This is a genomic window from Streptomyces sp. NRRL S-87, from assembly GCF_000719335.1.
Classification (GTDB): domain Bacteria; phylum Actinomycetota; class Actinomycetes; order Streptomycetales; family Streptomycetaceae; genus Streptomyces.
The window spans coordinates 17,282-40,200 of record NZ_JOGB01000051.1; the positions used below are offsets into that span (position 1 = coordinate 17,282).

Annotated in this window: 25 protein-coding genes, 1 tRNA gene, 1 pseudogene and 1 riboswitch; of the genes and pseudogenes, 17 read left to right on the plus strand and 10 right to left on the minus strand. The window is 71.7% G+C overall.

Annotation, left to right across the window (positions count from 1 at the left end):
- Window positions 1-107: 107 nt before the first annotated feature.
- The 5 genes from IF43_RS0127000 (at window position 108) to IF43_RS0127020 (ending at window position 3,719) form a co-directional block, all read left to right on the plus strand.
- Window positions 108-1,541, plus strand: coding sequence for an amino acid permease (locus tag IF43_RS0127000; RefSeq protein WP_030205954.1), 1,434 nt, complete (start codon window positions 108-110; stop codon window positions 1,539-1,541).
- A gap of 124 nt (window positions 1,542-1,665) precedes the next feature.
- Complete coding sequence (locus tag IF43_RS0127005) at window positions 1,666-2,088, plus strand: Mov34/MPN/PAD-1 family protein (RefSeq protein WP_030205957.1); 423 nt, start codon at window positions 1,666-1,668, stop codon at window positions 2,086-2,088.
- A gap of 77 nt (window positions 2,089-2,165) precedes the next feature.
- Complete coding sequence (locus tag IF43_RS43755) at window positions 2,166-2,273, plus strand: putative leader peptide (RefSeq protein WP_324605132.1); 108 nt, start codon at window positions 2,166-2,168, stop codon at window positions 2,271-2,273.
- 203 nt (window positions 2,274-2,476) lie between these two features.
- The gene (locus tag IF43_RS0127015) at window positions 2,477-2,755 is read left to right on the plus strand and encodes a MoaD/ThiS family protein (protein WP_030205961.1); all 279 of its coding nucleotides are present in this window, start codon (window positions 2,477-2,479) and stop codon (window positions 2,753-2,755) included.
- A 13-nt stretch (window positions 2,756-2,768) separates the two neighbouring features.
- Window positions 2,769-3,719, plus strand: coding sequence for a PLP-dependent cysteine synthase family protein (locus IF43_RS0127020; protein WP_030205965.1), 951 nt, complete (start codon window positions 2,769-2,771; stop codon window positions 3,717-3,719).
- Between the two features lie 154 nt (window positions 3,720-3,873).
- Here the strand turns inward: IF43_RS0127020 and IF43_RS0127025 are convergent, their stop codons facing one another.
- On the minus strand, window positions 3,874-4,320 hold the full coding sequence (locus tag IF43_RS0127025; RefSeq protein WP_030205968.1) for a type II toxin-antitoxin system PemK/MazF family toxin: 447 nt from the start codon (window positions 4,318-4,320) through the stop codon (window positions 3,874-3,876).
- Between the two features lie 220 nt (window positions 4,321-4,540).
- Here IF43_RS0127025 and IF43_RS0127030 point away from each other — a divergent pair, with 220 nt between their 5' ends.
- Entirely contained in the window at window positions 4,541-5,293 is a 753-nt protein-coding gene (locus IF43_RS0127030; RefSeq protein WP_030205972.1) for an MBL fold metallo-hydrolase, read from the plus strand.
- A gap of 106 nt (window positions 5,294-5,399) precedes the next feature.
- Here IF43_RS0127030 and IF43_RS0127035 read toward each other — a convergent pair whose 3' ends face one another.
- Window positions 5,400-6,671 carry a PTS transporter subunit EIIC gene (locus IF43_RS0127035; RefSeq protein ID WP_030205975.1) on the minus strand — a complete coding sequence of 424 codons (1,272 nt, stop codon included), beginning with the start codon at window positions 6,669-6,671 and terminating at the stop codon, window positions 5,400-5,402.
- A gap of 324 nt (window positions 6,672-6,995) precedes the next feature.
- Entirely contained in the window at window positions 6,996-8,297 is a 1,302-nt protein-coding gene (locus IF43_RS0127040; RefSeq protein WP_030205978.1) for a PTS transporter subunit EIIC, read from the minus strand.
- Between the two features lie 298 nt (window positions 8,298-8,595).
- Between IF43_RS0127040 and IF43_RS0127045 the strand changes: the two are divergent.
- From IF43_RS0127045 to rdgB, 4 genes and pseudogenes are all read left to right on the plus strand, one after another.
- Window positions 8,596-8,832: pseudogene (locus tag IF43_RS0127045) on the plus strand (glucose PTS transporter subunit EIIB); the annotation flags it as partial.
- A gap of 360 nt (window positions 8,833-9,192) precedes the next feature.
- Window positions 9,193-9,918: a ribonuclease PH gene (rph, locus tag IF43_RS0127050; RefSeq protein WP_030205984.1), complete on the plus strand. Its 726-nt coding sequence runs from the start codon at window positions 9,193-9,195 to the stop codon at window positions 9,916-9,918.
- Between the two features lie 279 nt (window positions 9,919-10,197).
- Window positions 10,198-10,599, plus strand: a complete 402-nt coding sequence (locus IF43_RS0127055) for a hypothetical protein (RefSeq protein ID WP_030205987.1) — start codon at window positions 10,198-10,200, stop codon at window positions 10,597-10,599.
- Window positions 10,600-10,732: 133 nt separating this feature from the next.
- Entirely contained in the window at window positions 10,733-11,335 is a 603-nt protein-coding gene (rdgB, locus tag IF43_RS0127060) for an RdgB/HAM1 family non-canonical purine NTP pyrophosphatase (protein WP_030205993.1), read from the plus strand.
- A 55-nt stretch (window positions 11,336-11,390) separates the two neighbouring features.
- Here rdgB and IF43_RS0127065 read toward each other — a convergent pair.
- The 4 genes from IF43_RS0127065 to bcp all read right to left on the minus strand — a co-directional run bounded on the left by IF43_RS0127065 (window position 11,391) and on the right by bcp (window position 13,286).
- Window positions 11,391-11,474 (minus strand) — tRNA-Leu (locus IF43_RS0127065).
- 42 nt (window positions 11,475-11,516) lie between these two features.
- Window positions 11,517-12,044: an HNH endonuclease gene (locus IF43_RS0127070; protein WP_051796243.1), complete on the minus strand. Its 528-nt coding sequence runs from the start codon at window positions 12,042-12,044 to the stop codon at window positions 11,517-11,519.
- Window positions 12,041-12,679 carry an HNH endonuclease signature motif containing protein gene (locus IF43_RS0127075; RefSeq protein ID WP_030206001.1) on the minus strand — a complete coding sequence of 213 codons (639 nt, stop codon included), beginning with the start codon at window positions 12,677-12,679 and terminating at the stop codon, window positions 12,041-12,043. Before IF43_RS0127075 ends, IF43_RS0127070 begins: the two co-directional genes overlap by 4 nt.
- A gap of 139 nt (window positions 12,680-12,818) precedes the next feature.
- Window positions 12,819-13,286, minus strand: a complete 468-nt coding sequence (gene bcp, locus IF43_RS0127080) for a thioredoxin-dependent thiol peroxidase (RefSeq protein WP_030206004.1) — start codon at window positions 13,284-13,286, stop codon at window positions 12,819-12,821.
- 106 nt (window positions 13,287-13,392) lie between these two features.
- Here bcp and IF43_RS0127085 point away from each other — a divergent pair, with 106 nt between their 5' ends.
- From IF43_RS0127085 to IF43_RS0127095, 3 genes are all read left to right on the plus strand, one after another.
- Window positions 13,393-13,713, plus strand: a complete 321-nt coding sequence (locus tag IF43_RS0127085) for a DUF3618 domain-containing protein (RefSeq protein WP_030206007.1) — start codon at window positions 13,393-13,395, stop codon at window positions 13,711-13,713.
- 79 nt (window positions 13,714-13,792) lie between these two features.
- Window positions 13,793-14,134 carry a co-chaperone GroES gene (locus tag IF43_RS0127090; RefSeq protein ID WP_030206010.1) on the plus strand — a complete coding sequence of 114 codons (342 nt, stop codon included), beginning with the start codon at window positions 13,793-13,795 and terminating at the stop codon, window positions 14,132-14,134.
- Window positions 14,135-14,233: 99 nt separating this feature from the next.
- Window positions 14,234-14,302: riboswitch (guanidine-III (ykkC-III) riboswitch) on the plus strand.
- A gap of 31 nt (window positions 14,303-14,333) precedes the next feature.
- Window positions 14,334-14,654, plus strand: a complete 321-nt coding sequence (locus IF43_RS0127095; RefSeq protein WP_030206014.1) for a multidrug efflux SMR transporter — start codon at window positions 14,334-14,336, stop codon at window positions 14,652-14,654.
- Here the strand turns inward: IF43_RS0127095 and IF43_RS0127100 are convergent.
- Window positions 14,599-17,064, minus strand: coding sequence for a transglycosylase domain-containing protein (locus IF43_RS0127100; RefSeq protein WP_030206018.1), 2,466 nt, complete (start codon window positions 17,062-17,064; stop codon window positions 14,599-14,601). The genes IF43_RS0127095 and IF43_RS0127100 overlap by 56 nt on opposite strands.
- 353 nt (window positions 17,065-17,417) lie before the next feature.
- Here IF43_RS0127100 and IF43_RS0127105 point away from each other — a divergent pair, with 353 nt between their 5' ends.
- The 4 genes from IF43_RS0127105 to IF43_RS0127120 are packed head-to-tail and all read left to right on the plus strand — an operon-like array spanning window position 17,418 to window position 20,767.
- The gene (locus tag IF43_RS0127105; RefSeq protein ID WP_030206021.1) at window positions 17,418-18,221 is read left to right on the plus strand and encodes an ABC-2 family transporter protein; all 804 of its coding nucleotides are present in this window, start codon (window positions 17,418-17,420) and stop codon (window positions 18,219-18,221) included.
- Window positions 18,222-18,228: 7 nt separating this feature from the next.
- On the plus strand, window positions 18,229-19,041 hold the full coding sequence (locus tag IF43_RS0127110) for an ABC transporter permease (protein ID WP_030206026.1): 813 nt from the start codon (window positions 18,229-18,231) through the stop codon (window positions 19,039-19,041).
- A 15-nt stretch (window positions 19,042-19,056) separates the two neighbouring features.
- On the plus strand, window positions 19,057-20,013 hold the full coding sequence (locus IF43_RS0127115) for an ATP-binding cassette domain-containing protein (RefSeq protein ID WP_030206030.1): 957 nt from the start codon (window positions 19,057-19,059) through the stop codon (window positions 20,011-20,013).
- Between the two features lie 16 nt (window positions 20,014-20,029).
- Entirely contained in the window at window positions 20,030-20,767 is a 738-nt protein-coding gene (locus IF43_RS0127120; RefSeq protein ID WP_078910486.1) for a DUF1707 domain-containing protein, read from the plus strand.
- 40 nt (window positions 20,768-20,807) lie between these two features.
- Here IF43_RS0127120 and IF43_RS0127125 read toward each other — a convergent pair whose 3' ends face one another.
- Window positions 20,808-21,416 (minus strand): dihydrofolate reductase family protein, encoded by a 609-nt coding sequence (locus tag IF43_RS0127125; RefSeq protein ID WP_030206037.1) that lies wholly within the window; start codon window positions 21,414-21,416, stop codon window positions 20,808-20,810.
- A gap of 84 nt (window positions 21,417-21,500) precedes the next feature.
- The gene (locus IF43_RS0127130; RefSeq protein ID WP_078910488.1) at window positions 21,501-22,775 is read right to left on the minus strand and encodes a serpin family protein; all 1,275 of its coding nucleotides are present in this window, start codon (window positions 22,773-22,775) and stop codon (window positions 21,501-21,503) included.
- Between the last annotated feature and the right edge of the window lie 144 nt (window positions 22,776-22,919).

A 22,919-nucleotide genomic window follows, 5' to 3' on the forward strand; every position in this document is an offset into this window, starting at 1 on the left:
GCCGACTGATCGTCGGCGTGCACTCCATCCGTATCCGGGGGGATCGAGGACCCGATCCGCAGCCACTTCCCAAGGCGCGGGTCGGCGTGGAGAAAGGCGCACCAACCATGACCTCAGCGCAGGTCGAAAAGCAGCACGACGGCAATGAGGCCGAGGACTCGGCATCCGGCGAGGGGTACCACCGCGCACTCGGCGCCCGCCAGATCCAGATGATCGCGATCGGCGGCGCCATCGGCACCGGCCTCTTCCTGGGCGCGGGCAAGGCCATCGCCAAGGCCGGGCCCAGCCTGATCCTGGCCTACGCCATCGCGGGCCTGGTCATCTTCTTCATCATGCGGGCCCTGGGCGAACTGCTCATGTACCGCCCGGTGTCGGGCTCCTTCTCGGAGTACGCCCGCGAGTTCGTGGGCCCCTTCGCGGGCTTCGTCACCGGCTGGACGTACTGGCTCTTCTGGGTCGTCACCGGCATCACCGAAGTCACCGCGGCCGCCCAGTACATGTCCTTCTGGACCCACGACAGCTTCCCGCAGTGGGCGTACGCGCTGATCTTCACGGTCATCCTCTACGCGGCGAACCTCATCTCCGTGAAGCTCTTCGGCGAGCTCGAGTTCTGGTTCTCGATGGTCAAGGTCACCGCCATCGTCGGCATGATCCTGATCTGCGCGGGCATCCTGACCGTCGGCTTCTCCGACGCCGCCGCCACCGCCTCCGTCTCCAACCTCTGGAGCGACCGCGGGTTCTTCCCGCACGGCATCGGCAACACCCTGATGACCCTGCAGATCGTCATGTTCGCCTTCCTCGCGGTCGAGCTGGTCGGCGTCACCGCCGGCGAGTCCAAGGACCCCGAGAAGACCCTGCCCAAGGCCATCAACACCGTGCCGTGGCGCATCGCCGTCTTCTACGTCGGCGCGCTGATCATGATCCTGTCGGTCATCCCGTGGTCGAACTTCCAGCCCGGCGTGAGCCCCTTCGTCCTCGCCTTCGAGAAGATGGGCCTGGGCGTCGGCGCCGCCATCGTCAACTTCGTCGTGCTGACCGCCGCCCTGTCCTCCTGCAACTCGGGCATGTACTCCACCGGCCGCATGCTGCGCGACCTCGCGCAGAACGGCCAGGGTCCCAAGGTCTTCACCAAGCTGACCAAGAGCGGCACCCCGCTCGTCGGCACCACGTTCTCCGCCGCCCTCATGCTCGTCGGCGTCTGGATCAACTACGTCGCCCCCGGCAAGGCCTTCGACTACGTCGTCTCCTTCGCCACCATCTCCGGCATGTGGGCCTGGATCATGATCCTGGTCTGCCAGATCCGCTACCGCGCCAAGTCCGACCGCGGCGAGCTCGCCACGTCCCCGTTCCGCGCCCCGGGCGCCCCGTGGACCAGCTGGTTCGCCCTGCTCTTCATCGGCATGGTCATCGTGATGATGGGCGTCGACAAGGACGCGCGCGTCTCGCTCTACTGCGCGCCGCTGTGGGGCCTGGTCCTCTACGTCGCGTACCTGGTCCTCAAGAGCCGCAACCCGCAGGGCGCGGCCTTCGCCAAGCGCTGAGACCGCCCCGGGACCGGTTCCGCCCCGCGGCCGGTCCCGGGCCCCACGGGCACTCTGTCCAGCATTCGGGCCGTTCCGTACCATCCGTCGGTACGGGGCGGCCCGTCTGTCTATTCTGGGCCCCATGCTGACCCTCACCCAGGAGCTGTACGACAAGATCGTCGCGCACGCCCGCCAGGACCACCCCGACGAGGCCTGCGGCGTGGTCGCCGGACCCGTCGGCACCGACCGCCCCGAGCGCTTCATCCCCATGCTCAACGCGGCCCGCTCGCCCACGTTCTACGAGTTCGACTCCGGCGACCTGCTCAAGCTGTACCGCGAGATGGACGACCGGGACGAGGAGCCCGTGATCGTCTACCACTCGCACACCGCCACCGAGGCCTACCCCTCGCGCACCGACGTGACGTACGCGAACGAGCCCGCCGCCCACTACGTCCTGGTCTCCACGGCCGACACCGACGGCGCCGGCGAGTTCCAGTTCCGCTCGTACCGCATCGTCGACGGGGCGATCACCGAGGAGGAAGTACGGGTCGTGGCGGCCTACTGACCGCATGGTGAGCCATCGGCGTCCACGATGCGGGATCACACTCCATACGGGTGAGGGGGAATCGTTAACATGACCGCATGGTTTCCCACGACGTGAGCATCGAGACGCCCAGCAGGCCCCTGCTCGTGGCGCGGCTGCACGTCGACCTGTGCCGCCTCGCCAGCGCGATCTGTACGACAGCCTGACCCGTTCGGCCGAACCCCCGCGGTTCGCCGCAACGCCCACCGCACGAGCGCGAACGTACGCACGCACGAGCCGCCCGTACCGAGCCGCACGTACCAAGCCTGAACGTCCCGGGGCGAAGCCGCACCAGCCCTCCCCGCGCGGGGAGGGCACGGCCGCGCGCGCCCACCCACGCCCCTACGCAACCGACGCAACGGAGCCCGCCATGGCCATCGAGGTCCGCATCCCGACCATCCTCCGCACCTACACCGACGGCGCCAAGGCCGTCGAGGCCAACGGCGCCACCATCGCCGAGCTGTTCGCGGACCTGGAGTCCCGCCACACCGGCATCGAGGCCCGCCTCATCGACGAGGGCAAGCTGCGCCGCTTCGTGAACGTCTACCTCAACGACGAGGACGTCCGCTTCATCGACGGCATCGACACCAAGCTCGCCGACGGCGACAGCGTCACGATCCTGCCGGCCGTCGCCGGCGGCTCGAAGTAGGCGACGGCGCCCGATGCGCTACGACTCCCCCCTGGCGGCGGTCGGCAACACCCCGCTGGTCCGGCTCCCGCGCCTGTCCCCCTCGGAGGACGTGCGGATCTGGGCCAAGCTGGAGGACCGCAACCCGACCGGCTCGATCAAGGACCGCCCCGCGCTCCACATGGTCGAGCAGGCCGAGAAGGACGGGCGCCTGAGGCCCGGCTGCACGATCCTCGAGCCCACGTCCGGCAACACCGGCATCTCCCTGGCGATGGCCGCCAAGCTCAAGGGCTACCGCATCGTCTGCGTGATGCCGGAGAACACCAGCCAGGAGCGCCGCGACCTGCTGGCCATGTGGGGAGCGGAGATCGTCTCCAGCCCGGCCGCCGGCGGTTCCAACACCGCCGTCCGGGTCGCCAAGGAGCTGGCCGCCGAGCACCCCGACTGGGTCATGCTCTACCAGTACGGCAACCCCGACAACGCGGGCGCCCACTACGCCACCACCGGCCCGGAGATCCTCGCGGACCTGCCCTCCATCACGCACTTCGTGGCGGGCCTGGGCACCACCGGCACCCTCATGGGCGTCGGCCGGTACCTGCGCGAGCACAAGCCCGACGTCAAGATCGTCGCCGCCGAGCCGCGGTACGACGACCTCGTCTACGGTCTGCGCAACCTCGACGAGGGCTTCGTCCCCGAGCTCTACGACGCCTCCGTCCTGACCTCGCGCTTCTCGGTCGGCTCCGCCGACGCGGTGACCCGCACCCGGGAACTGCTCCAGCAGGAGGGCATCTTCGCGGGCGTCTCCACCGGTGCGGCCCTGCACGCGGCGATCGGCGTCGGCCGCAAGGCGGTCAAGGCGGGGGAGTCGGCCGACATCGCCTTCGTCGTCGCCGACGGCGGCTGGAAGTACCTCTCCACCGGCGTCTACACCGCCGCCACGACGGAAGAGGCCATCGAGACGCTCCAGGGCCAGCTCTGGGCCTGACGCCGGTACGCGCCTGACCACCCCCCGTACTCGCCCGGGGCCCGTCCCGGCCCCGGGTCGCGTCCGGCCCCGGTCCCGTGCGGGCGCCCGTACGGCCGCGGCGCCCCGACGGTCCCGGCGCCCCGACGGTCCCGGCGCCCGTACGGCCCCGACGTCAGCCGGCGAGGTGGCGGACCTGGTCCCACAGGGCCGGGTCCACCACCCCCACCCGGCGCCGGAAGTCCCACGCCGACAGCTCGCGCAGCTCGTCCGTCTCCAGGAAGCTGGGCCTGCCGTGCACGTCCCCCACCACCCCCGGCGGCAGCGGGATCACCCCCGGCCGCTCGTCGTGGTACTTGCTGGTGATCTTCGCGACCCGCACCGAACGGCCGTGCACCCCCAGCACCAGGCAGGGCCGGTCCTTGCTCCCCGGAGCGTCCTCGAACGGCACCTCGGCCCACCAGATCTCCGCCGGCCTCGGCCGCGGCCGCGCACCCGCAGCGCGCCCCGGCGGCCGACCCTCCCCCGGCCGTGACCGCACCGCCGGCCGGCGGCCCACCGCCAGCACCAGCACGGCCAGCACCACCACCGCCGCCACGGCGGGCCACCAGGACGTGTCCATGATCCGACGGTAACGGACGCGCGGACGCCGCACGAGGCGCATGGGGACCGCCAGTACGGGGCATCGCTCTGCCGGGTGACAGCGCAGGTGAGTTCGCCCACACAGGCCTGCCGCGGAGGAGCGACCGGACCCCTCGCGCCTTACCTTTGACGCACGCACGGCCCCCGTCGCCCCCCGCGCCGTCTCACGTCCACGGACCGTCCACGGAGGTTCCTGCTCCATGAAGCTCACCGTCGTCGGATGCTCGGGTTCGTTCCCGTCCGCGGAATCGCCCTGCTCGAGCTACCTCGTCGAGGCCGACGGCTTCCGGCTGCTCCTCGACATGGGCAACGGAGCCCTGGGCGAGCTGCAGCGCCACATCGGTCTCTACGACCTCGACGCGATCTTCCTGAGCCACCTGCACGCGGACCACTGCATCGACATGTGCGCGTACTTCGTCGCCCGCTACTACCGCCACGAGGGCGGCCGCTGCGACGCCATCCCGGTCTACGGCCCCGAGGGCACCGAGCAGCGGCTGACGGCGGCGTACGAGGACGTGCCGGACGAGCGCTCCATGAGCGAGGTCTTCGACTTCCGCACCCTCAAGCCCGGCTCCTTCGACATCGGCCCCTTCCAGGTCCGCACCGACAAGGTGAGCCATCCGGTGGACGCGTTCGCCATCCGCGTGGAGCACGGCGGCGCGTCGCTCACCTACTCCGGCGACACCGGTACGTGCGAGGCCCTGAACGCACTCGCCGCGGACGCCGACCTCTTCCTGTGCGAGGCCTCCTTCACGCACGGCAAGGAGGACATCCCCGGTCTCCACCTCAACGGCCGCGAGGCCGGCGAGTGCGCCCGCGACGCCGGCGCCCGCCGCCTGGTCCTCACCCACGTCCCGCCGTGGACCGACGCCCAGCGCAACCTGGCCGACGCCCGGGCCGTCTACGACGGCCCGGTGGAGCTGGCCCGTACCGGCGCGGTCTACGAGATCTGACACCGGCCGCGACGACGACGCGCAGAAGCCCCGGTCTCCGGGAGGAGACCGGGGCTTCGGCGTGCGTGCGCGGGTGCGTGTCGCGGGTGCCGGTGGCGGTGGGGCCTTACTTGGCCTCGGCCTTCTCCATCTCGGCGAGCTCCTCGTCGGACTCGCGGCCCGGGGTGGGGAGGTTGAACTTGGTGATCGCGAAGCGGAAGACCACGTAGTAGATCGCGCCGAACACCAGGCCGACCGGGATGAGCATCCACGGGTTGGTGGACTTGCTCCAGCTCAGGCCGAGGTCGATGAGGCCGGCGGAGAAGGTGAAGCCGCCGTGGACGCCGAGGGCCCAGGTGACGGCCATCGACAGGGCGGTCAGCACCGCGTGGATGGCGTACAGCAGCGGCGCGATGAACATGAACGAGAACTCGATCGGCTCGGTCACACCGGTGACGAACGAGGTCAGAGCGAGGGAGACCATCATGCCCGTCACAACCTTGCGGCGCTCGGGGCGGGCGGAGTGCGCGATGGCGAGGGCGGCGGCCGGCAGGCCGAACATCATGATCGGGTAGAAGCCGGTCATGAACAGGCCGGCGCTGGAGTCACCGGCGAAGAAGCGGTTCAGGTCGCCGTGCACGACCTCGCCGGCGGCGTTGGTGAAGTCGCCGAGCTGGAACCACGCGACGGTGTTGACGAACTGGTGCATGCCGATCGGGATCAGACCGCGGTTGATCAGGCCGAAGAGGCCGCCGCCGGCGGCGCCCAGACCGGTCATCCACTCGCCGAAGTTGGAGATGACCTCACCGATCGGCTCCCAGACCAGGCCGAAGAACACACCGACGACCACACCGACGAACGCCATGATCATCGGGACGAGGCGGCGGCCGTTGAAGAAGCCGAGCCAGTCCACGAGCTTGGTGCGGTGGTAGCGCTGCCACAGGACCGCGGCGAGCAGACCCATGATGATGCCGCCGAGGACGCCGGGGTTGTTGTACGTCGCGGCGACGTCGACGCCCTTGTTCGCGGTGGTGTTGACGACGGCCTCGGTCACCGGGAACGCGGTGAGCACGTTCTTGTAGACGAGGAAGCCGACCAGGGCGGCGAGGGCGGTCGAGCCGTCCGCCTTCTTGGCGAAGCCGATGGCCACGCCGATGCAGAAGAGCAGCGGCAGGTTGGAGAAGACCGCGTCACCGGCGGTCGCGAAGACGGCGGCGACCTTGTCCCAGCCAAGACCGTCCTTGCCGAAGACGTCGGGCTGGCCGAGGCGCAGCAGGATGCCGGCGGCCGGAAGGACCGCGATGGGCAGCTGAAGGCTGCGACCGACCTTCTGCAGGCCCTGGAACAGGCCGGAGCCCCGCTTCTTGGCGGGCGCCGTGGTGGCGGTAGCCGTCGTCATGAATTCCTCCGGAAGGCACAAGGCGCCGCCGGGAATGGAGAAAACGGGGGATGACGGCGGCGTCTCGGATTGGGGGTACGCAGGCCAGCCCGGGCCCCGCGTGGTCTACACCATTGTGGTGTAGACCAGTTGTAGCACGGTGAGTGTTAGATAAGGAACCTTCCTTAAACTGTGGTCTACACCACACGACGAGAGGTCCTGGTGAGGGCATGCGGAAGGCCCCCGGATCACGGATCCGAGGGCCTGGGAGGGCCGGGACTAAGGGCTCGGAGGCGGCCGCGGCACCGGCCGGCGGCCGCCGAGGAAGCGCCGTACGGCCCGCCCCTACGCCTTCGTGACGTCCTGCTGCATCGCCTCGATCTCCTCGTCGGACTCCCGGCCCGGCGTGGGGATGTCGAACTTCGTGATCACGAAGCGGAACACGACGTAGTACACGGCCGCGAAGCACAAGCCGATCGGGATGATCAACCACGGCTTCGTCGCGATGCCCCAGTTGATCGCGTAGTCGATCAGACCCGCCGAGAAGCTGAACCCGTCATGCACCCCGAGCGCCCACGTCACCGTCATCGACACACCCGTGAGCAGCGCGTGCACCACGTACAGCGCCGGCGCCACGAACAGGAACGAGTACTCGATCGGCTCCGTGATGCCCGTGACGAACGACGTCAGCGCCACGGACAGCATCAGCCCGCCCACCTCCTTGCGGCGCTGCGGCTTCGCACAGTGGGTGATCGCCAGCGCCGCCGCCGGGAGCGCGAACATCATGATCGGGAAGAAGCCCGTCATGAACAGGCCCGCGTCCGGGTCGCCGTTCAGGAACATCGCGATGTCGCCGGTGACCGTCTTGCCCTCCGGCGTCGTGTAGCTCCCCAGCTGGAACCAGACGGGGACGTTCAGGAACTGGTGCAGACCGATCACGAGCAGCGCCCGGTTGGCCACGCCGAAGATGCCCGCGCCCCACGCACCCAGGTCGGACAACCAGTCCGAGAAGCTGTTCAGGCCGTCACCGATCGGCGGCCACACCCCCAGGCAGATCACGGCGAACCCGATCGCCACGAACGACATGATGATCGGGACCAGCCGCCGGCCGTTGAAGAACCCCAGCCAGTCCACCAGCTTCACCCGGTGGAACCGCTGCCAGAACCAGGAGGCCAGCAGGCCCATGATGATGCCGCCGAAGACGCCCGGGTTCTGGAACGTGTACTGCGCGAACGAGCCGTCCGCCCCCAGGCAGCCACCCCCGATGTCCTTGGTCCCGGTCGGACAGGCCTCCGGGAACGCCCGCAGCACCTCCCGGTAGACCAGGAACCCGACCGTCGCCGCCAGCGCCGTCGAACCGTCGGCCTTCTTCGCCATCCCGATCGCGACGCCGATGCAGAACAGGAGCGGCAGGCCGAGGTCGGCGTTCAGCAGCGCGCCGCCCGCGGCCGCCATCACCTTCGCGACGTCGGTCCAGCCCAGGCCCTTCGCGCCGAGCATGTCCTCGTAGCCCAGCCGGCTCAGGATGCCCGCCGCCGGCAGCACCGCGATCGGCAGCTGGAGGCTCCGCCCCATCTTCTGCAGGGCCTGGAACGCGCCGCCCCACCGGTTCCGCCGCGGTTCCGCCGCCACGCCGCTCGCGCTCATCAGCGTCCTCCCTCCGGCCCAGGTTTGGCGGTTGCCGCACACTGGTGTAGACCAGTTGGTGATACGGTCCGCGCGGCAGCCCCTCGGGGCGGTCCGCGGCTGATCGTCATCTTTCGGCAGACCTCGCACCACCGCGCGCGTAGATAGGCCAACCGTGCGTTACCGTGACACAGCGGACACGTACGGGTACCGACGCCGAAGACACCACCGACGGCCGGACCCACACCCGTGGACCGACGACGACACGCGACGGGCACGCACCGCCGCCGGGACCCGTTCCTGACAGACACAGGGAGAAGACATGGCCACCAAGGCTGAGAAGATCGTCGCCGGGCTCGGCGGTATCGACAACATCGAAGAGGTCGAGGGCTGCATCACCCGCCTCCGCACCGAGGTCGCCGACCCCGCCCTCGTCGACGACGCCGCCCTCAAGGCCGCCGGCGCCCACGGCGTCGTCAAGATGGGCACCGCCGTCCAGGTCGTCATCGGCACCGACGCCGACCCGATCGCCGCCGAGATCGAGGACATGATGTGACCTGAGCCCACCGGCTCGGCACCCGTCCCACACCTCGCCGCCCCGCGCGCGAGACCCAGGACCGAGGGCCGAGGCAGTGGGACCGCGGCGGACCCGCCCCCCGACCCGGGCACTCCACCACACCCCGCCTCCCCTCACCCCGTACGAAGGCCCCGCCCGGCACACCGCCCGGCCGGGGCCTTCGCCGCGAACGGCCCTGCACCACGCCCCCGGCCCCGCGCACCACCACGCCCGCCCGCACGACGCCGCCCCGCGCACCACGCCCACGCGCCCCCCCCGCGCCACGCTCACGCGCACCACGCACCGACCGCCCCGCACCACCCGGACAGGCCGCGGGCCGCCAACGGCTAGGCTCGACCCATGTCTCGCATCGACGGCCGCACCCCCGACCAGCTCCGCCCCGTCACCATCGAACGCGGATGGAGCAAGCACGCAGAGGGCTCCGTCCTCATCTCCTTCGGCGACACCAAGGTCTTCTGCACCGCCTCCTTCACCGAAGGCGTCCCCCGCTGGCGCAAGGGCAGCGGCGAAGGCTGGGTCACCTCCGAGTACTCGATGCTGCCCCGCTCCACCAACACCCGCGGCGACCGCGAATCCGTCCGCGGCAAGATCGGCGGCCGCACCCACGAGATCTCCCGCCTCATCGGCCGCTCCCTGCGCGCCGTCATCGACTACAAGGCCCTCGGCGAGAACACCATCGTCCTCGACTGCGACGTCCTCCAGGCCGACGGCGGCACCCGCACCGCCGCCATCACCGGCGCCTACGTCGCCCTCGCCGACGCCGTCGCCTGGGGCCAGCAGAAGAAGCTCGTCAAGCCCGGCCGCAAGCCCCTCACCGGCACCGTCGCCGCCGTCTCCGTCGGCATCGTCGACGGCACCCCCCTCCTCGACCTCTGCTACGAGGAGGACGTCCGCGCCGAGACCGACATGAACGTCGTCTGCACCGGCGACGGCCGCTTCGTCGAGGTCCAGGGCACCGCCGAAGGCGAGCCCTTCGACCGCAAGGAACTCAACGCCCTCCTCGACCTCGCCGCCGGCGGCTGCGCCGACCTCGAAGCCATCCAGCGCACCGCCCTCGGCATCTGACGCCGTGCACCACCGCCGCCGCCGGCCCCCCGCCGGCCCGGCCCGGCCCGGCCCGCACCGCCCCCGGCCGCGGAGGCCCGCAACCGTCCGGCCCCGCAGCCGCGTCTTGACGCACACGGGCGCACAGTTCGACGCTGTGCGCCCGTACGCACATCCGGACGACGAACGCCACACCACGCACCGCCCGAACACCACGCACACGCACCACGCACCACGCACGACGAACGCCGCACGATCGACAACGACCCGCACACACGGGCCGAACCTGGGGGGAACCACATGGCCCTGCGCCGCCGGCACCGCACCGCCAAGCTCGTCGCCACCGCACTCCTCGCCGTCCCGGCACTCACCGCCGTGACCGCCTGCTCCGCGATCAGCACCGCCCTCGACTGCGCCAACACCGCCGTGGCGATAGCCGACGCCGTCGGCGACCTCCAGCAGGCCGTCTCCCAGGCCGGCAACAGCCCCCAGGACGCCCAGAACGCCCTCAACCAGATCGACACGAGCCTGAAGCAGATCAGCTCCAACACCGACAACGCCGACCTCGGCAAGGCCGTCGACGACCTCAACGCCGCCGTCAAGAACGTCCGCACCGCCATCGACCAGGGCAACGTCAACCCCGACGTCACCCCCGTCGCCGACGCCGCGGGCGAGATCACCAAGGTCTGCTCCCCGAACTGACCCGGCCGAGGACCGCGCGCCGGGACCGGCGGAGGAGCCGCCCCGGCCGACGGGCGAGCCGCCCCCGCCGACGGACGTACCCGCACCGGGACCGGCGGACGGGACGCGAGGTGGTGCCCCGGATAATCGGGGCATGACCCGCCTCATCCTCGCGACCCGCAACCAGGGCAAAGTCACCGAGCTGCGCGCCATCCTCGCCGACGCCGGCCTCCCGCACGAGCTCGTCGGCGCCGACGCCTACCCCGAGATCCCGGACGTCAAGGAAACCGGCGTCACCTTCGCCGAGAACGCGCTCCTCAAGGCACACGCCCTGGCCCGGGCCACCGGCCTGCCGGCCGTCGCCGACGACTCGGGCCTGTGCGTGGACGTACTCAACGGCGCCCCCGGCATCTTCTCCGCCCGCTGGGCCGGCGCCCACGGCGACGACACCGCCAACCTCAACCTGCTCCTGGCGCAGCTCTCGGACATCGACGACACCCACCGCGGCGCCCACTTCTTCTGCGCCGCCGCCCTCGCCCTGCCCGACGGCACCGAGCGCGTCGTCGAGGGACGCCTCCTCGGCACCCTCCGCCACGCCCCCTCCGGCACCGGCGGGTTCGGCTACGACCCGATCCTCCAGCCCCTCGGCGAGACCCGCACCTGCGCCGAACTCACCCCGGCCGAGAAGAACGCCATCTCCCACCGCGGCCAGGCCTTCCGCGCCCTGGTCCCGGTCCTCCAGGACCTCCTCGCCTGACGGCCCCGGGTACGTCGAAGGCCCCGGTTCGGATCGGACCGGGGCCTTCGGTGTGTGCGGTCGGAGGGACTCGAACCCTCAAGGGATTTCTCCCACAACTACCTAAAAGTTGCGTGTAGGCCAATTCCACCACGACCGCCCTAACCGACCCAATTCGGACATTGGGCCGGTCTGGCTGCGGTCAGTCTACGGCTGCACCGGTCCCGCGGGCGACCGCCTTGCGTCGGCGTCTCCCGCACCACGTGTCCGTCTGGGCATGGCAATTGGGGCAGAGCAGTCGCAGGTTCGCCATCCGGTCGTCACGCCAGTCGCCGTTGATGTGGTCGACTTCCAGTGTCATCGGGAGGCCCAGCCACTCCGGCGGGGTGCCGCATTCGGCGCAGCACTCCGGTACGCCCATCTCCTGCAGGGCCCGGCGTAGGAGCGGGGTCTTCGTGCGCCGCGGGTTGTCGTGTCGGACCAGGACGGCCTCGGCGGTCCGCCTCGGCGTGGGGCCGGGTTTGCCCCTCTGGTGTGCCTGGCCCAGGAAGTGGCCGGTGGGGAGCCCTTCCTCGCGGATCCAGGCCTTGAGGGCCTGATGCGTGTGGCCGGACACCGGCAGATTCAGTCTGCGGAGGGTTTCGGCGAGCGTCGTCGAGGCCTCGACGGCGGTGCGCAGGACGCCGGTTGGCGGTTTCGTGAGCCGTCCACCCTTGCGGGGGCCGCTCATCGGCGCCGTCCCTTCGCGCGCCCTCGATAGCTGTCCGTCGTCGAGTGGCAGTTGGGGCACAGGAAGCGCAGGTTCACCGGTCGGTTGTTCTGCCAGTCACCGTCCACGTGATCGACTTCCAGGCGCAGCGGCCGTCCGCGCCAGGTGGCCTCGATGCCGCACCTGGCGCACCGTTCCTCCGTCCCGAGTGCCGTCATCGCCCGCCTGAGGCGGTCGCCCGGAACGCGCCCGTGTCCGGGCTCCAGCGTCACCAGTAGCTCTTCCGGTGTCTTGGGCGGCCCTGAGCGGGTCCCCGTCGAGCGGGTCCTGAAGTGCGAGGTGTCTATGCCGAAGGCCCGCACCTTGCGGCTGATGTGGGTGTGGTGGCCGCCCACGACGTCCAGACCGAGGCGGCTCAGTACCTCGCGCATGGTCGTGGACGCCGCCACGGCCTCCGCGAGGATCTCCCGGGTCCACTTCTCGCCCTCGCGCTCGAAGTGGGACGTGTCCACGCCGAGCTTCTGCATCCGGGCGCGGATGTACTGGCGCGAGCCGCTCTTCGGGTCGAGGCCCAGGTGGGTGAGGGCTTCGGTGAGGGTGCGGGAGGTGCGGGCGGCTTCGGTGAGGCGGGCTCTCGTGTAGGGGCTCGTCGGCATGGCGTACTCCAGTTCTCGGGCCGCTCGGGTGTGCGGCACTCGCTTGGAGTAACGGGGTGCGGGCAATACGGTTACGCACCGTATGCGGAAGGGCCCGTGCCGGTTGCGTCCGGCGCGGGCCCTTCCGAGGGGGGCGGGGTCAGATGCCCAGGTCCTTGATGATCTTCGCCACGTGGCCGGTGGCCTTGACGTTGTAGAGGGCGCGCTCGACCTTGCCGGCCTCGTCGACGACCACCGTGGAGCGGATGACGCCGGTGACGGTCTTGCCGTAGAGCTTCTTCTCGCCGTACGCGCCGTACGCCGTCAGCACCTCCTTCTCCGGGTCGCCGACCAGGGTGACCTTCAGGTGCTCCTTCTCGCGGAACTTGGCCAGCTTCTCCGGCTTGTCGGGGGAGACGCCGATGACGTCGTAGCCGGCGGAGGCCAGCACCTCCAGGTTGTCGGTGAAGTCGCAGGCCTGCTTGGTGCAGCCCGGGGTCAGCGCGGCGGGGTAGAAGTACACGATCACTTTGCGGCCCTTGTGGTCCGCGAGCGAGACCGCGTTGCCGTCGGCGTCGGGCAGGGTGAAGGCGGGCGCGGTGTCGCCCGGCTGGAGTCGCTCGCTCATGTCCTCAAGTCTCCTCGGGAGGGGATCCGTACGGCATCGAGCGTAAGCTGACAGACTGTCCACGTCGGACTACGCCCACCCATACGACCACGACGGAGGCAGCGCGGTGTCGGATGCCAGGACCCCCGCTCAGATCGAGGCGGACATCATCCGCAGGCGCGCGGCGCTCGCCGAGACGCTCGACGAGATCGGCGTGCGCATGCACCCGCAGACGATCATCGGGGACGCGAAGGCGCGGGTCGCCTCGTCCGTCGACGAGACGGTCGGCCGTGCGTTCGTGGCGGTCAACCGGGTGGTGACGGACATCAAGGCCGGGCTGCGGCACGAGGACGGCCAGCCGAGGCTGGAGCGGGTGGTGCCGGTGGCACTGCTGGCCGTGGGCGTCGTGGGGCTGCTCGCGGTGTCGGTACGGCGCAGGCGCGCGTGACGCGTCGCGGTGGCGGCGCGCGGCGGCGGTCCGTGACCCTGCGGGGTGCACGGGCCGGTGGGACGGGTAGGTTCGGAACGTGAGCGAGAACCCCACCCACGACAAGCTGCCCATCCGTATGCTGCACGACCGCGTGCTGGTCCGGTCCGACTCTCCCGAGGGGGAGCGGCGCTCCGGCGGCGGCATCCTCATCCCGGCGACGGCCGCGGTGGGGAAGCGGCTGGCCTGGGCCGAGGTGGTCGCGGTCGGTCAGAGCGTGCGGACCGTGGAGCCCGGTGACCGGGTGCTGTACGACCCGGAGGACCGGGCGGAGGTCGAGGTCAGGGGCGTGGCGTACGTGCTGATGCGCGAGCGGGACCTGCACGCGGTGGCCGCGGAGCGGCTGGAGGGCTCGGAGGACTCGACGGGCCTGTACCTCTAGCTTCGCCGGAGATCCGGATCTCGGGGCCTCCGTGTCCCCGGGACCTCCGGGCCCCCGGCATCGCGTAGGGCCGGTGACGTCTGTCACCGGCCCTTCGGCGTTGCTTTGCTACGGTGGCGGGGAACCCCGACGAGACGCGCCGTACCGGGTACGACAAGACGACGCACCGCTTGTCCGCGCTCGTTTCGGAGGTGCCGTCATGGCCTGGGTCCTGCTGTTCGTCGCCGGTCTGCTCGAGGTCGGCTGGTCGATCGGTATGAAGTACACGGAGGGGTTCACGCGGCTGTGGCCGAGCGTGTTCACCGGTGCCGGCATCGTGGCGAGCATGGTGCTGCTGTCGTACGCGGCGAAGACGTTGCCGATCGGTACGGCGTACGGGGTGTGGGTGGGTATCGGTGCGGCCGGTGCGGCGGTGCTCGGCATGGTGGTGCTGGGTGAGCCGGCGACCGCCGCACGGATCTTCTTCATCTGCCTGTTGCTGGTGGCCGTGGTGGGGCTGAAGGCGACCTCGGGGCACTAGGTCCGCCTCCGGTGCCTCCGGTGGCGGTGCCTCCGCCGGTGCCGGTGGTGCCGCCGTCGGTGGTGCCGCCGGTCGTTCCGGTGGTGGTGCCGCCGCCGTCGGTGGTGCCGGTGGTGGTGCCGCCCTGGTCCTGGCCGCCGGTCTGGCCGGTGGTCCGGCCCTGGTTCTGGCCCTGGTCCTGGCCCTGGTCGGTGGTGCCGCCGTTGCCGTTCCCGCCGTTGCCGTTCCCGCCGTTGCCGTTGCCCTGGTCCTGGCCCTGGGTGCGGCCCTGGTCCTGGCCCTGGGGCCGGCCTTCGTCCTGGCCGGGGCGTTCGCGGTCCGGGCCGCGGGTGCGGGTGGGTTCGGCGGGGGGTACGTACGCGGCGCCCGGCTGGAGCTCGAGGTCGAACTCGGTGGCTTCGGTGCCGGCCAGTGCGGCCGCGGTGTAGTCGGCCCAGATGCGGGCGGGGTAGCCGCCGCCGTTGACGCGGGCCTGGCCGAGGGCGCCGTAGAGGGGTTCGAGGGCGCCGGTGTCGGGGTCCTGGCCCATGACGGAGACGACGGTGACGAGGTCGGGGGTGTAGCCGGCGAACCAGGCGGCCCTGTCCTCCTCGGCGGTGCCGGTCTTGCCGGCGGCGGGGCGGCCGGCTGCCTGGGCGGCGGTGCCGGTGCCGCTCTCGACGACCGATTCGAGGATCGAGGTGGTGGTGTCGGCGGCCTCGCGCTCGACGGCCTCCTTGGGCGTGCGTCGGGGGAGGGGGAGGGCGTCGCCGTTCTTGCTGGCCTTCTCGACGATGGTCCACGGGGTGTAGCGGCCGTGGTCGGCGAGGGTGGCGTAGACCTGGGTCATGTCGAGGACGCTGGCCTGGAGGGTGCCGAGGGCCATGGCGGGGACGGCGTGGAAGCCCGGTACGTCCTTGGGCATGCCCATGTCGATGGTGGTCTGCTTGACGTTCCTGGTGCCGACGTCGACGGCCATCTGCGCGTACACGGTGTTGACGGAGAGGTTGGTGGCGGAGCGCACGGTGATCTCGCCGTACGAGCGCTGGTCCTCGTTCTCGGGGGCGTAGGCGATGGCGGAGCCCTGGACGGGGCGCTCGTTGTCGCCGTTGTAGAGGGTGTTGGGGGTGATGCGGCGGCCGTCCTGCGTGGTGGAGTCGTGTTGGACGGCGGCGGTGAAGACGAACGGCTTGAAGGTGGAGCCGGGGGTGTAGTCGTGGCGGGTGGCGTTGTTGACGTACTGCTTGGTGTAGTCGATGCCGCCGTAGAGGGCGACGACCTTGCCGGTGGCGGGGTCGATGGAGACGCCGCCGGCGCGGACGTTGCGGTCCTCGGGGCGTTCGGCGGGGTCGAGGTCGTCGAGGAGGGTGTCCTGGACGGCCTTGACGAAGGCGTTCTCGCGGCGCCTGTCGATGGTGGTGGTGATGCGGTAGCCGCCGGCGGCGAGGTCGGACTCGTCGATGACCTCGTTGTCGATCAGGTAGTCCTTGACGGTCTCGACGAGGTAGCCGCGCTGGCCGGACATGCCGGAGGGGGCGCGGACCTTGCCGGGTTCGGGGAAGGTGAGGGCCGCCCGTCGGGCCGGGGGGAGCCACTTCTTCTTGACCATGCCGTCGAGGACGTAGTTCCAGCGGGCGAGGGCGCGGTCGCGTTGCTGGGGGTGGGCGACGACGTCGAAGGTGCTGGGGGAGTTGAGGAGGGTGGCGAGGTAGGCGCCCTCGGCGGTGGTGAGCTTGCTGACGTCCTTGCCGTAGTAGGCCTGGGCGGCGGCCTGGATGCCGTAGGCGTTGCGGCCGAAGTAGCTGGTGTTGAGGTAGCCCTCGAGAATGTCCTCCTTGGACTGTTCGCGACCGAGTTTGATCGCGATGAAGAACTCCTTGACCTTGCGTTTGATGGTCTGTTCCTGGCCCAGGTAGTAGTTCTTGACGTACTGCTGGGTGATGGTGGAGCCGGACTGCTTGCCCTTGCCGGTCACGGTGTTCCAGGCGGCGCGCAGCATGGCCTTGGGGTCGACGGCGCGTTCGGAGTAGAAGTCCCGGTCCTCGGCGGCGAGTACGGCCTGCTGGACGGTCCTGGGGACCTGGGAGAGCGGCACGTTGACGCGGTTGACCTCGCCGTCGCGGGCGAGCTGGCTGCCGTCGGCGTACAGGTAGACGTTGCTCTGGGCGGTGGCCGCCTTGTTGGCGGGCGGGATGTCGACGAGGAGGTAGCCGGCGATGAGGGCGCCGGCGACGAGGAGGAGGAGCAGGAGGAGGCCGCCGAGCAGCATCCGCCAGGTGGGCAGGAAGCGGCGCCGGCCGGTGCGTGGGGGCCTGCCGGGCCGGCCGGTGGCGGATTGCGGGGCGTCCGCGGCGCGTTGGCCGGGCGTGGGGCCGGCGGGCCGGTCCGGGTCCCGGGGGGCCCAGCCCTGCTGCGGTGACTCGTCGCTCATGACTCCAGGGACTCCTCGGCCGGATCATCTGTCGTCGCCCGTTCGGGCGATATGTATGCGTCTGTACCCCATGGAACACCGTCCCGTCCCGGTCGGCCGATATTCGGTCGCGCGGGTCCCTCCGGCGCACTAAGCTCGCTCGCTTTGGCTGACAGGGCCTCAGGAGTGTTGCGTGGCACGCTCGTCGGGCGTCGGGCGTCGGGCCGGACCGGCTCGGGGCCCGGTGCTCGCGGGTACCGGTACGCACATGGACAACGAGTCCGGGTCGGGATACGAGGTGGCGAGCGAGGGTGAACAACGGTCCGGGATCGGGGACGGGGCGTTCCGGGCGGGCCGGGAGCGCCCTCGCTCCGCTGCGGTTGTACGGGGCGGTGGCGGCGGGCGGCTTCCGCAGGTACGCGACGTACGGGACGGCCACGGCGGCCGGGGTGTTCACGAACACGGTGTTCGGCTTCATCGTGGCGTACACGTACGTCGCGCTGTGGGACCAGCGGCCGGGGCTGGGTGGCTACGACCGGGCGCAGGCGCTGACGTTCGTGTGGGTGAGCCAGTCGCTGCTGGCGGCCGGGGCGCTGATCGGCGGCGGGTTCCAGGAGGAGTTGCAGGAGCGGATCCGCACGGGGGACGTGGCGGTGGACCTGTACCGGCCGGCGGATCTCCAACTGTGGTGGCTGGCGGGGGACCTGGGGCGGGCGGGGTTCCAGTTGCTGGGGCGGGGGGTGGTGCCGTTGGTGGCGGGGGCGCTGGCGTTCGAGTTGGCGCTGCCGTCGCGGCCGGCGCGGTGGCTGCTGTTCCTGGTGTCGGTGGTGCTGGGGCTGGTGGTGGGTTTCGCGGTGCGCTACCTGGTCGGGTTGTGCGCGTTCTGGCTGTTGGACGGGGTGGGGGTGAACCTGCTGGCGTCGCTGGCGTCGATCTTCTGCTCGGGCATGGTGCTGCCGCTGACGGTGTTCCCGGGCGGCTTCGGCGAGGTGGTGCGGCTGCTGCCGTGGGCGGCGATGCTGCAGGTGCCGCTGGACGTGCTCATGGGTACGCACGCGGGGGCGGGGGCGGCGCTGGGGGCGCTGGGCTTCCAGGTCGCGTGGGCGGTGGTGCTGCTGGGTGCGGGGCGGGTGCTGCAGGGTGCGGCGACGCGCAAGGTGGTGGTCCAGGGTGGCTGAGGGGCCGGTGGCCCGGCTGGTGTGGGGGCTGCGCGGGTACGGGCTGATCGTGGCGATGTGGGTGCGCTCGACGATGGCGTACCGGGCCTCGTTCGCCCTGGCGGCGACCGGCAGCGCGGTGCTGAACGCGCTGGACTTCGTGGCGATCTCCATCATGTTCCGGCACGTGGACGGGCTGGGCGGGTTCTCGCTGCCGGAGGTGGCGCTGCTGTACGGGACGAGCTCGGTCTCGCTGGGGCTGGCGGACCTGCTGCTGGGCAACAGCGAGCGGGTCGGGGCGCGGATCCGGGACGGTTCGCTCGACACGATGCTGGTGCGGCCGGTGCCGGTGTTCGCGCAGCTGGCGGCGGACCGGTTCGCGCTGCGCCGGGTGGGGCGGATCAGCCAGGGTCTGGGGGTGCTGGTGTGGGCGCTGACGGCGGTGGACGTGGCCTGGACACCGGGGCGGGTGCTGCTGGTGCCGGTGATGGTGGTGGCGGGGGCGGCGATCTTCGCGGCGGTGTTCGTGGCGGGGGCGGCGTTCCAGTTCGTGGCGGGGGACGCGGCGGAGGTGCAGAACTCCTTCACGTACGGGGGCACGACGATGCTGCAGTACCCGCCGGGCGTGTTCGCGCGGGAGCTGGTGCGCGGGGTGACGTTCGTCGTGCCGCTGGCGTTCGTCAACTGGGTGCCGGCGCTGCACGTCCTGGGGCGTCCGGATCCGGTGGGGCTGCCGGGTTGGGCGGCGTACGCGAGTCCGGTGGTGGCGGTGGTGGCGCTGGTGCCGGCGTCGTTGGCGTGGCGGGCGGGGGTCAGGGCGTACCGGAGCACGGGGAGCTGAGGAGGAGGGCGCGCGGTGGCGCTGATCGAGGTGGACGGGGTCGAGAAGGTCTTCGACGTGCGGCGCCGGACGGGTCTGTTCCGGCGGGAGAAGCGGCAGGTCAGGGCGGTGGACGGGATCAGTTTCGAGGTCCCGCGCGGTGAGGTGGTGGGCTACATAGGGCCCAACGGCGCCGGCAAGTCCACCACCATCAAGATGCTCACCGGCATCCTCACGCCCAGTGGCGGGCGGCTGCGGGTGGCCGGTATCGACCCGGCGCGGGAGCGCACCCGGCTCGCGCACCGCATCGGGGTGGTGTTCGGGCAGCGCACGACGCTGTGGTGGGACCTGCCGCTGCGGGACTCGTACCAGTTGGTGCGGCGGATGTACCGGATCCCGGAGTCCCGGTACCGGGAGAACCTGGAGCGGTGCGTCGAACTGCTGGACCTGGCCGGGCTGCTGGAGGTGCCGGTGCGGCAGCTGTCGTTGGGGCAGCGGATGCGCGGGGACGTCGCGGCGGCGCTGCTGCACGATCCGGAGGTGCTGTACCTGGACGAGCCGACCATCGGGCTGGACGTGGTCAGCAAGGCCCGGGTGCGGGGGTTCCTGCGGGAGTTGAACGCCGAGCGGGCGACCACGGTGCTGCTCACGACGCACGACCTGCAGGACATCGAGCAGCTCTGCGAGCGGGTGATGGTCATCGACCACGGGCGGCTGGTGTACGACGGGCCGCTCGGCGGCTTGCACGAGGCGGGCGGCGGCGAGCGGACCCTGGTGGTGGACCTGGAGCGGGAGCTGCCGCCGGTGGTGGTGCCGGGGGCGCGCACGGTGAAGGTGGAGGGGCCGCGGCAGTGGCTGGCGTTCCCGGCCTCGCAGTCGGCGGCGCCTCTGGTGGCCGCGGTGGCGGCGCAGTACCCGTTGTCGGACCTGTCGGTGCGGGAGCCGGACATCGAGGACGTCATCGCACGGATGTACGCAGGGGGTGGCCGGTAGCGCCTACCCTGGGCGCATGAGCGAGGAGCTGCCCGAGCTGCGGGCTTCGGACGCCGACCGGGAGCTGGTGGTGGACCGCCTGCGCGACGCCCTGGCCGAAGGGCGGTTGGACATGGGGGAGTTCGAGGAGCGGCTGGAGGCGGCCTACACGTCCCGTACGTACGGGGAGCTGGCGCCGCTGACCCGGGACCTGCCGGGGGCGCCGCCGGTGGCCCCGCCCGCGCCGGTGGGGTCGGCCGGGCACCGTGCCGTCGAGCCGGGTGCGGCCTCCTGGCCGGGCCGGATCGGTGGTCAGGGCACGTCGAGCACGGCCGTCGCCGTGATGTCGGGGTTCGAGCGCAAGGGCCGGTGGACGGTGCCGCAGCGCTTCAACGCGGTGGCGGTCATGGGTGGCGGTGAGATCGACCTGCGGGAGGCGGACTTCGCCGCGCGCGAGGTGGTGGTCAACTGCGTCGCGGTCATGGGCGGCATAGAGATCACGGTGCCGCCGGGCGTCGAGGTGGACATGCGGGGCCTGGGGGTGATGGGCGGGTTCGGCGTGCGCAGGACGGACCATCCCGTCGATCCGCGGGCGCCGCGGGTGGTGGTGACGGGGTTCGCGTTCTGGGGCGGCGTCGAGGTGCGCACCCGGCCGCTGAAGGGCCAGTCGAAGCTGTCCAAGGCCCTCAGGAAGGCGAAGGGCCTGGAGGGGGGCGGCCGGGACGGGGGCCCGGAGTCGGGCGGCCGCGACGGGGCGCCGCGCAAGGAGCTGTGAGCCGGGGGCCCGGGACCCGTGGGGGCCCGGGCGCCGCGGGTCAGACCTGCGGGGTGCCGGGCAGCCGGTCGTAGGTGAGGAAGGCCGCGCCCGATGCGAGGACCGTGTGGTCGGTGAGCTCCCACGAGCCGGGCTCGAAGGGCGTGGACCGGCCGAACAGCGGGATGCCGGCGCCGATGGTGAGCGGGCTGAGCTTGACGATCAGGCGGTCGACCTCGCCGTAGAGGGCTCCGGCCAGCTCCGCGCCGCCGACCAGCCAGATGTCCTTGCCGTCGCCCTGCTTCAGTTCGCGGACGACGGCCGCCGGGTCGTCGGAGACGAGTTCGACGCGCGGGTCGGGGCTCTCGGTCAGCGTCCGGGAGAAGACGAGGTGGCGGAGGTGGGGGAAGGCGTCGGTGACGCCGACGGCCAGGCCGATCTCGTAGCTCTTGCGGCCCTCGACGACGGTGTCGAAGCGGGTGCCCCCGGCGGTGATGCCGAGGGCGGCGCGGGCCGGCCCGGGGAGGGTTTCGGGGTATTCGGCGACGAGGTGCGCGATGTAGTCCTCGGCCGGGGCCCAGAAGCCGCCGGGGCCGGTCGGGTCGGTGCCGTCGGGGCCGGCTATGAAGCCGTCGAGCGTGCTGGCGATGAAGTAGACGAGCTTGGGCATGGCCCCAGCATGCCGCAAGGATCTCTTGCCACCAGGGCGAGTTGAGCGGTCCTCGAGCGGGTGCGGTCATCGAGGGGTGAGCGGTCATCGAGGGGCGAGCGGTCCTCGTGGGGGGAGCAGGCCCCGACCGGTGACGGGGCCGACGCGCCGTCGGCGGAAGCGCCCCACGCCCTCGGCCGGGTAGGGGGCCGGCTCGGCCACCCAGCCGGCGGCCAGGACCAGTCCGCCGGCGCGGTGTACGGCGAGGAAGCCGAACGGCCGGTCGAAGTCGGCCCGGACCCGCCGCACCCGGTGGCGCACCTTCGGGAGGCCGGCGCCCACCATGGCGAGGGCGGTGCCCGCCGCGGCCCGGAAGCCGAGGGCGTGGAACTCGGCGAGGGCGTTCTGGCGGGCGGAGCCGACCGCGAGCGGGGTGGTGCTGATGCCGGGGAAGTGCCCGGTGCGGGCGTCCCGGGCGGTGTCGAGCCCGAAGGGCGTCGCGGGCCGGAGCAGGTCGTGCTCGGCGCGGACGCCGAAGGCCACGGTGGAGAGGTCCAGTTGCGGCTCGGGGTAGGGGGACTCGACGGTGGAGACGGTCAGGCCGGGGCCCGGGCTGCCGGTGCCGAACCGGTCCCCGGTGGTCGAGGGCAGGGCGCCGGTGGCCGCGGCGGTGCCGTGGGCGAGGACGTCGCCGGGGCGGGCGTCCGGTGCGCCCAGGACGAGGTGGACGTCCACGCCCGCGTCGCCGCCGATCCGGGCGAGGGTCAGCGGGCCGGCGGGGGTGTCGGCGACGCGCACCCGGTCGTGGCGCGGGGTCCGGCGGAAGAGGCCGTGCCAGTCCCGGCCGGCCCAGGGGCCGTCCGTGGTCCGGAACCGGGTCTCCTGGAAGGGCTCCGTCCACGTGGTGCGCAGGGACACGGCCGAGGCCAGGAGCATCCTGAGGTCCGCCGCGGGGCCGGTGGGCGGGGCGTCCGCCAGGCCGTCGGTGTGTGCGTGCGCCCACGCGGCGAGCGCGGCGCGGTCGGTGTCGGGGTCGCCGGTGAGGGTCCCGTGGGTGCCCTCGGGGAGGCCCGCGGCCCACTCCGGGCGGACGGGGACGCCGTGGCCCGTCCACACGCCGAGGGCGGCGCCCAGTCCGGGGACGGTGCGCAGGTGGGCGAGCAGTTCCCGGGCGGCCGGGGCCGCGTCGGCGGCGGGCAGGCCCAGGGCCTCCTCCAGCTCCTCCCGGGCGGGGCCGGTCGCGCCGCTCGCGAGGAGGGCGAGCAGCGGCCACAGGCCCGGCGCGGCGAACACCGTGCCGTGGGCCGGGTCGACGGTGCGTGACCAGCGCCGGGTCAGGTGGTTGACGGCGTGCGGGGCCGGGTGGTGGTGGGGTGGCATGGTCGTGATCGTCGTACGCGCCGGCATCGCTTTTCAACGGGTTTGGGACCCCGGTGATCACTACTTCGAGTGAAACGTTGGCCTTCGCTTGCGGGCGACAACCCACGGTTGCCAGGCTGTTGCTGTCTGTCAACCTGATGGGAG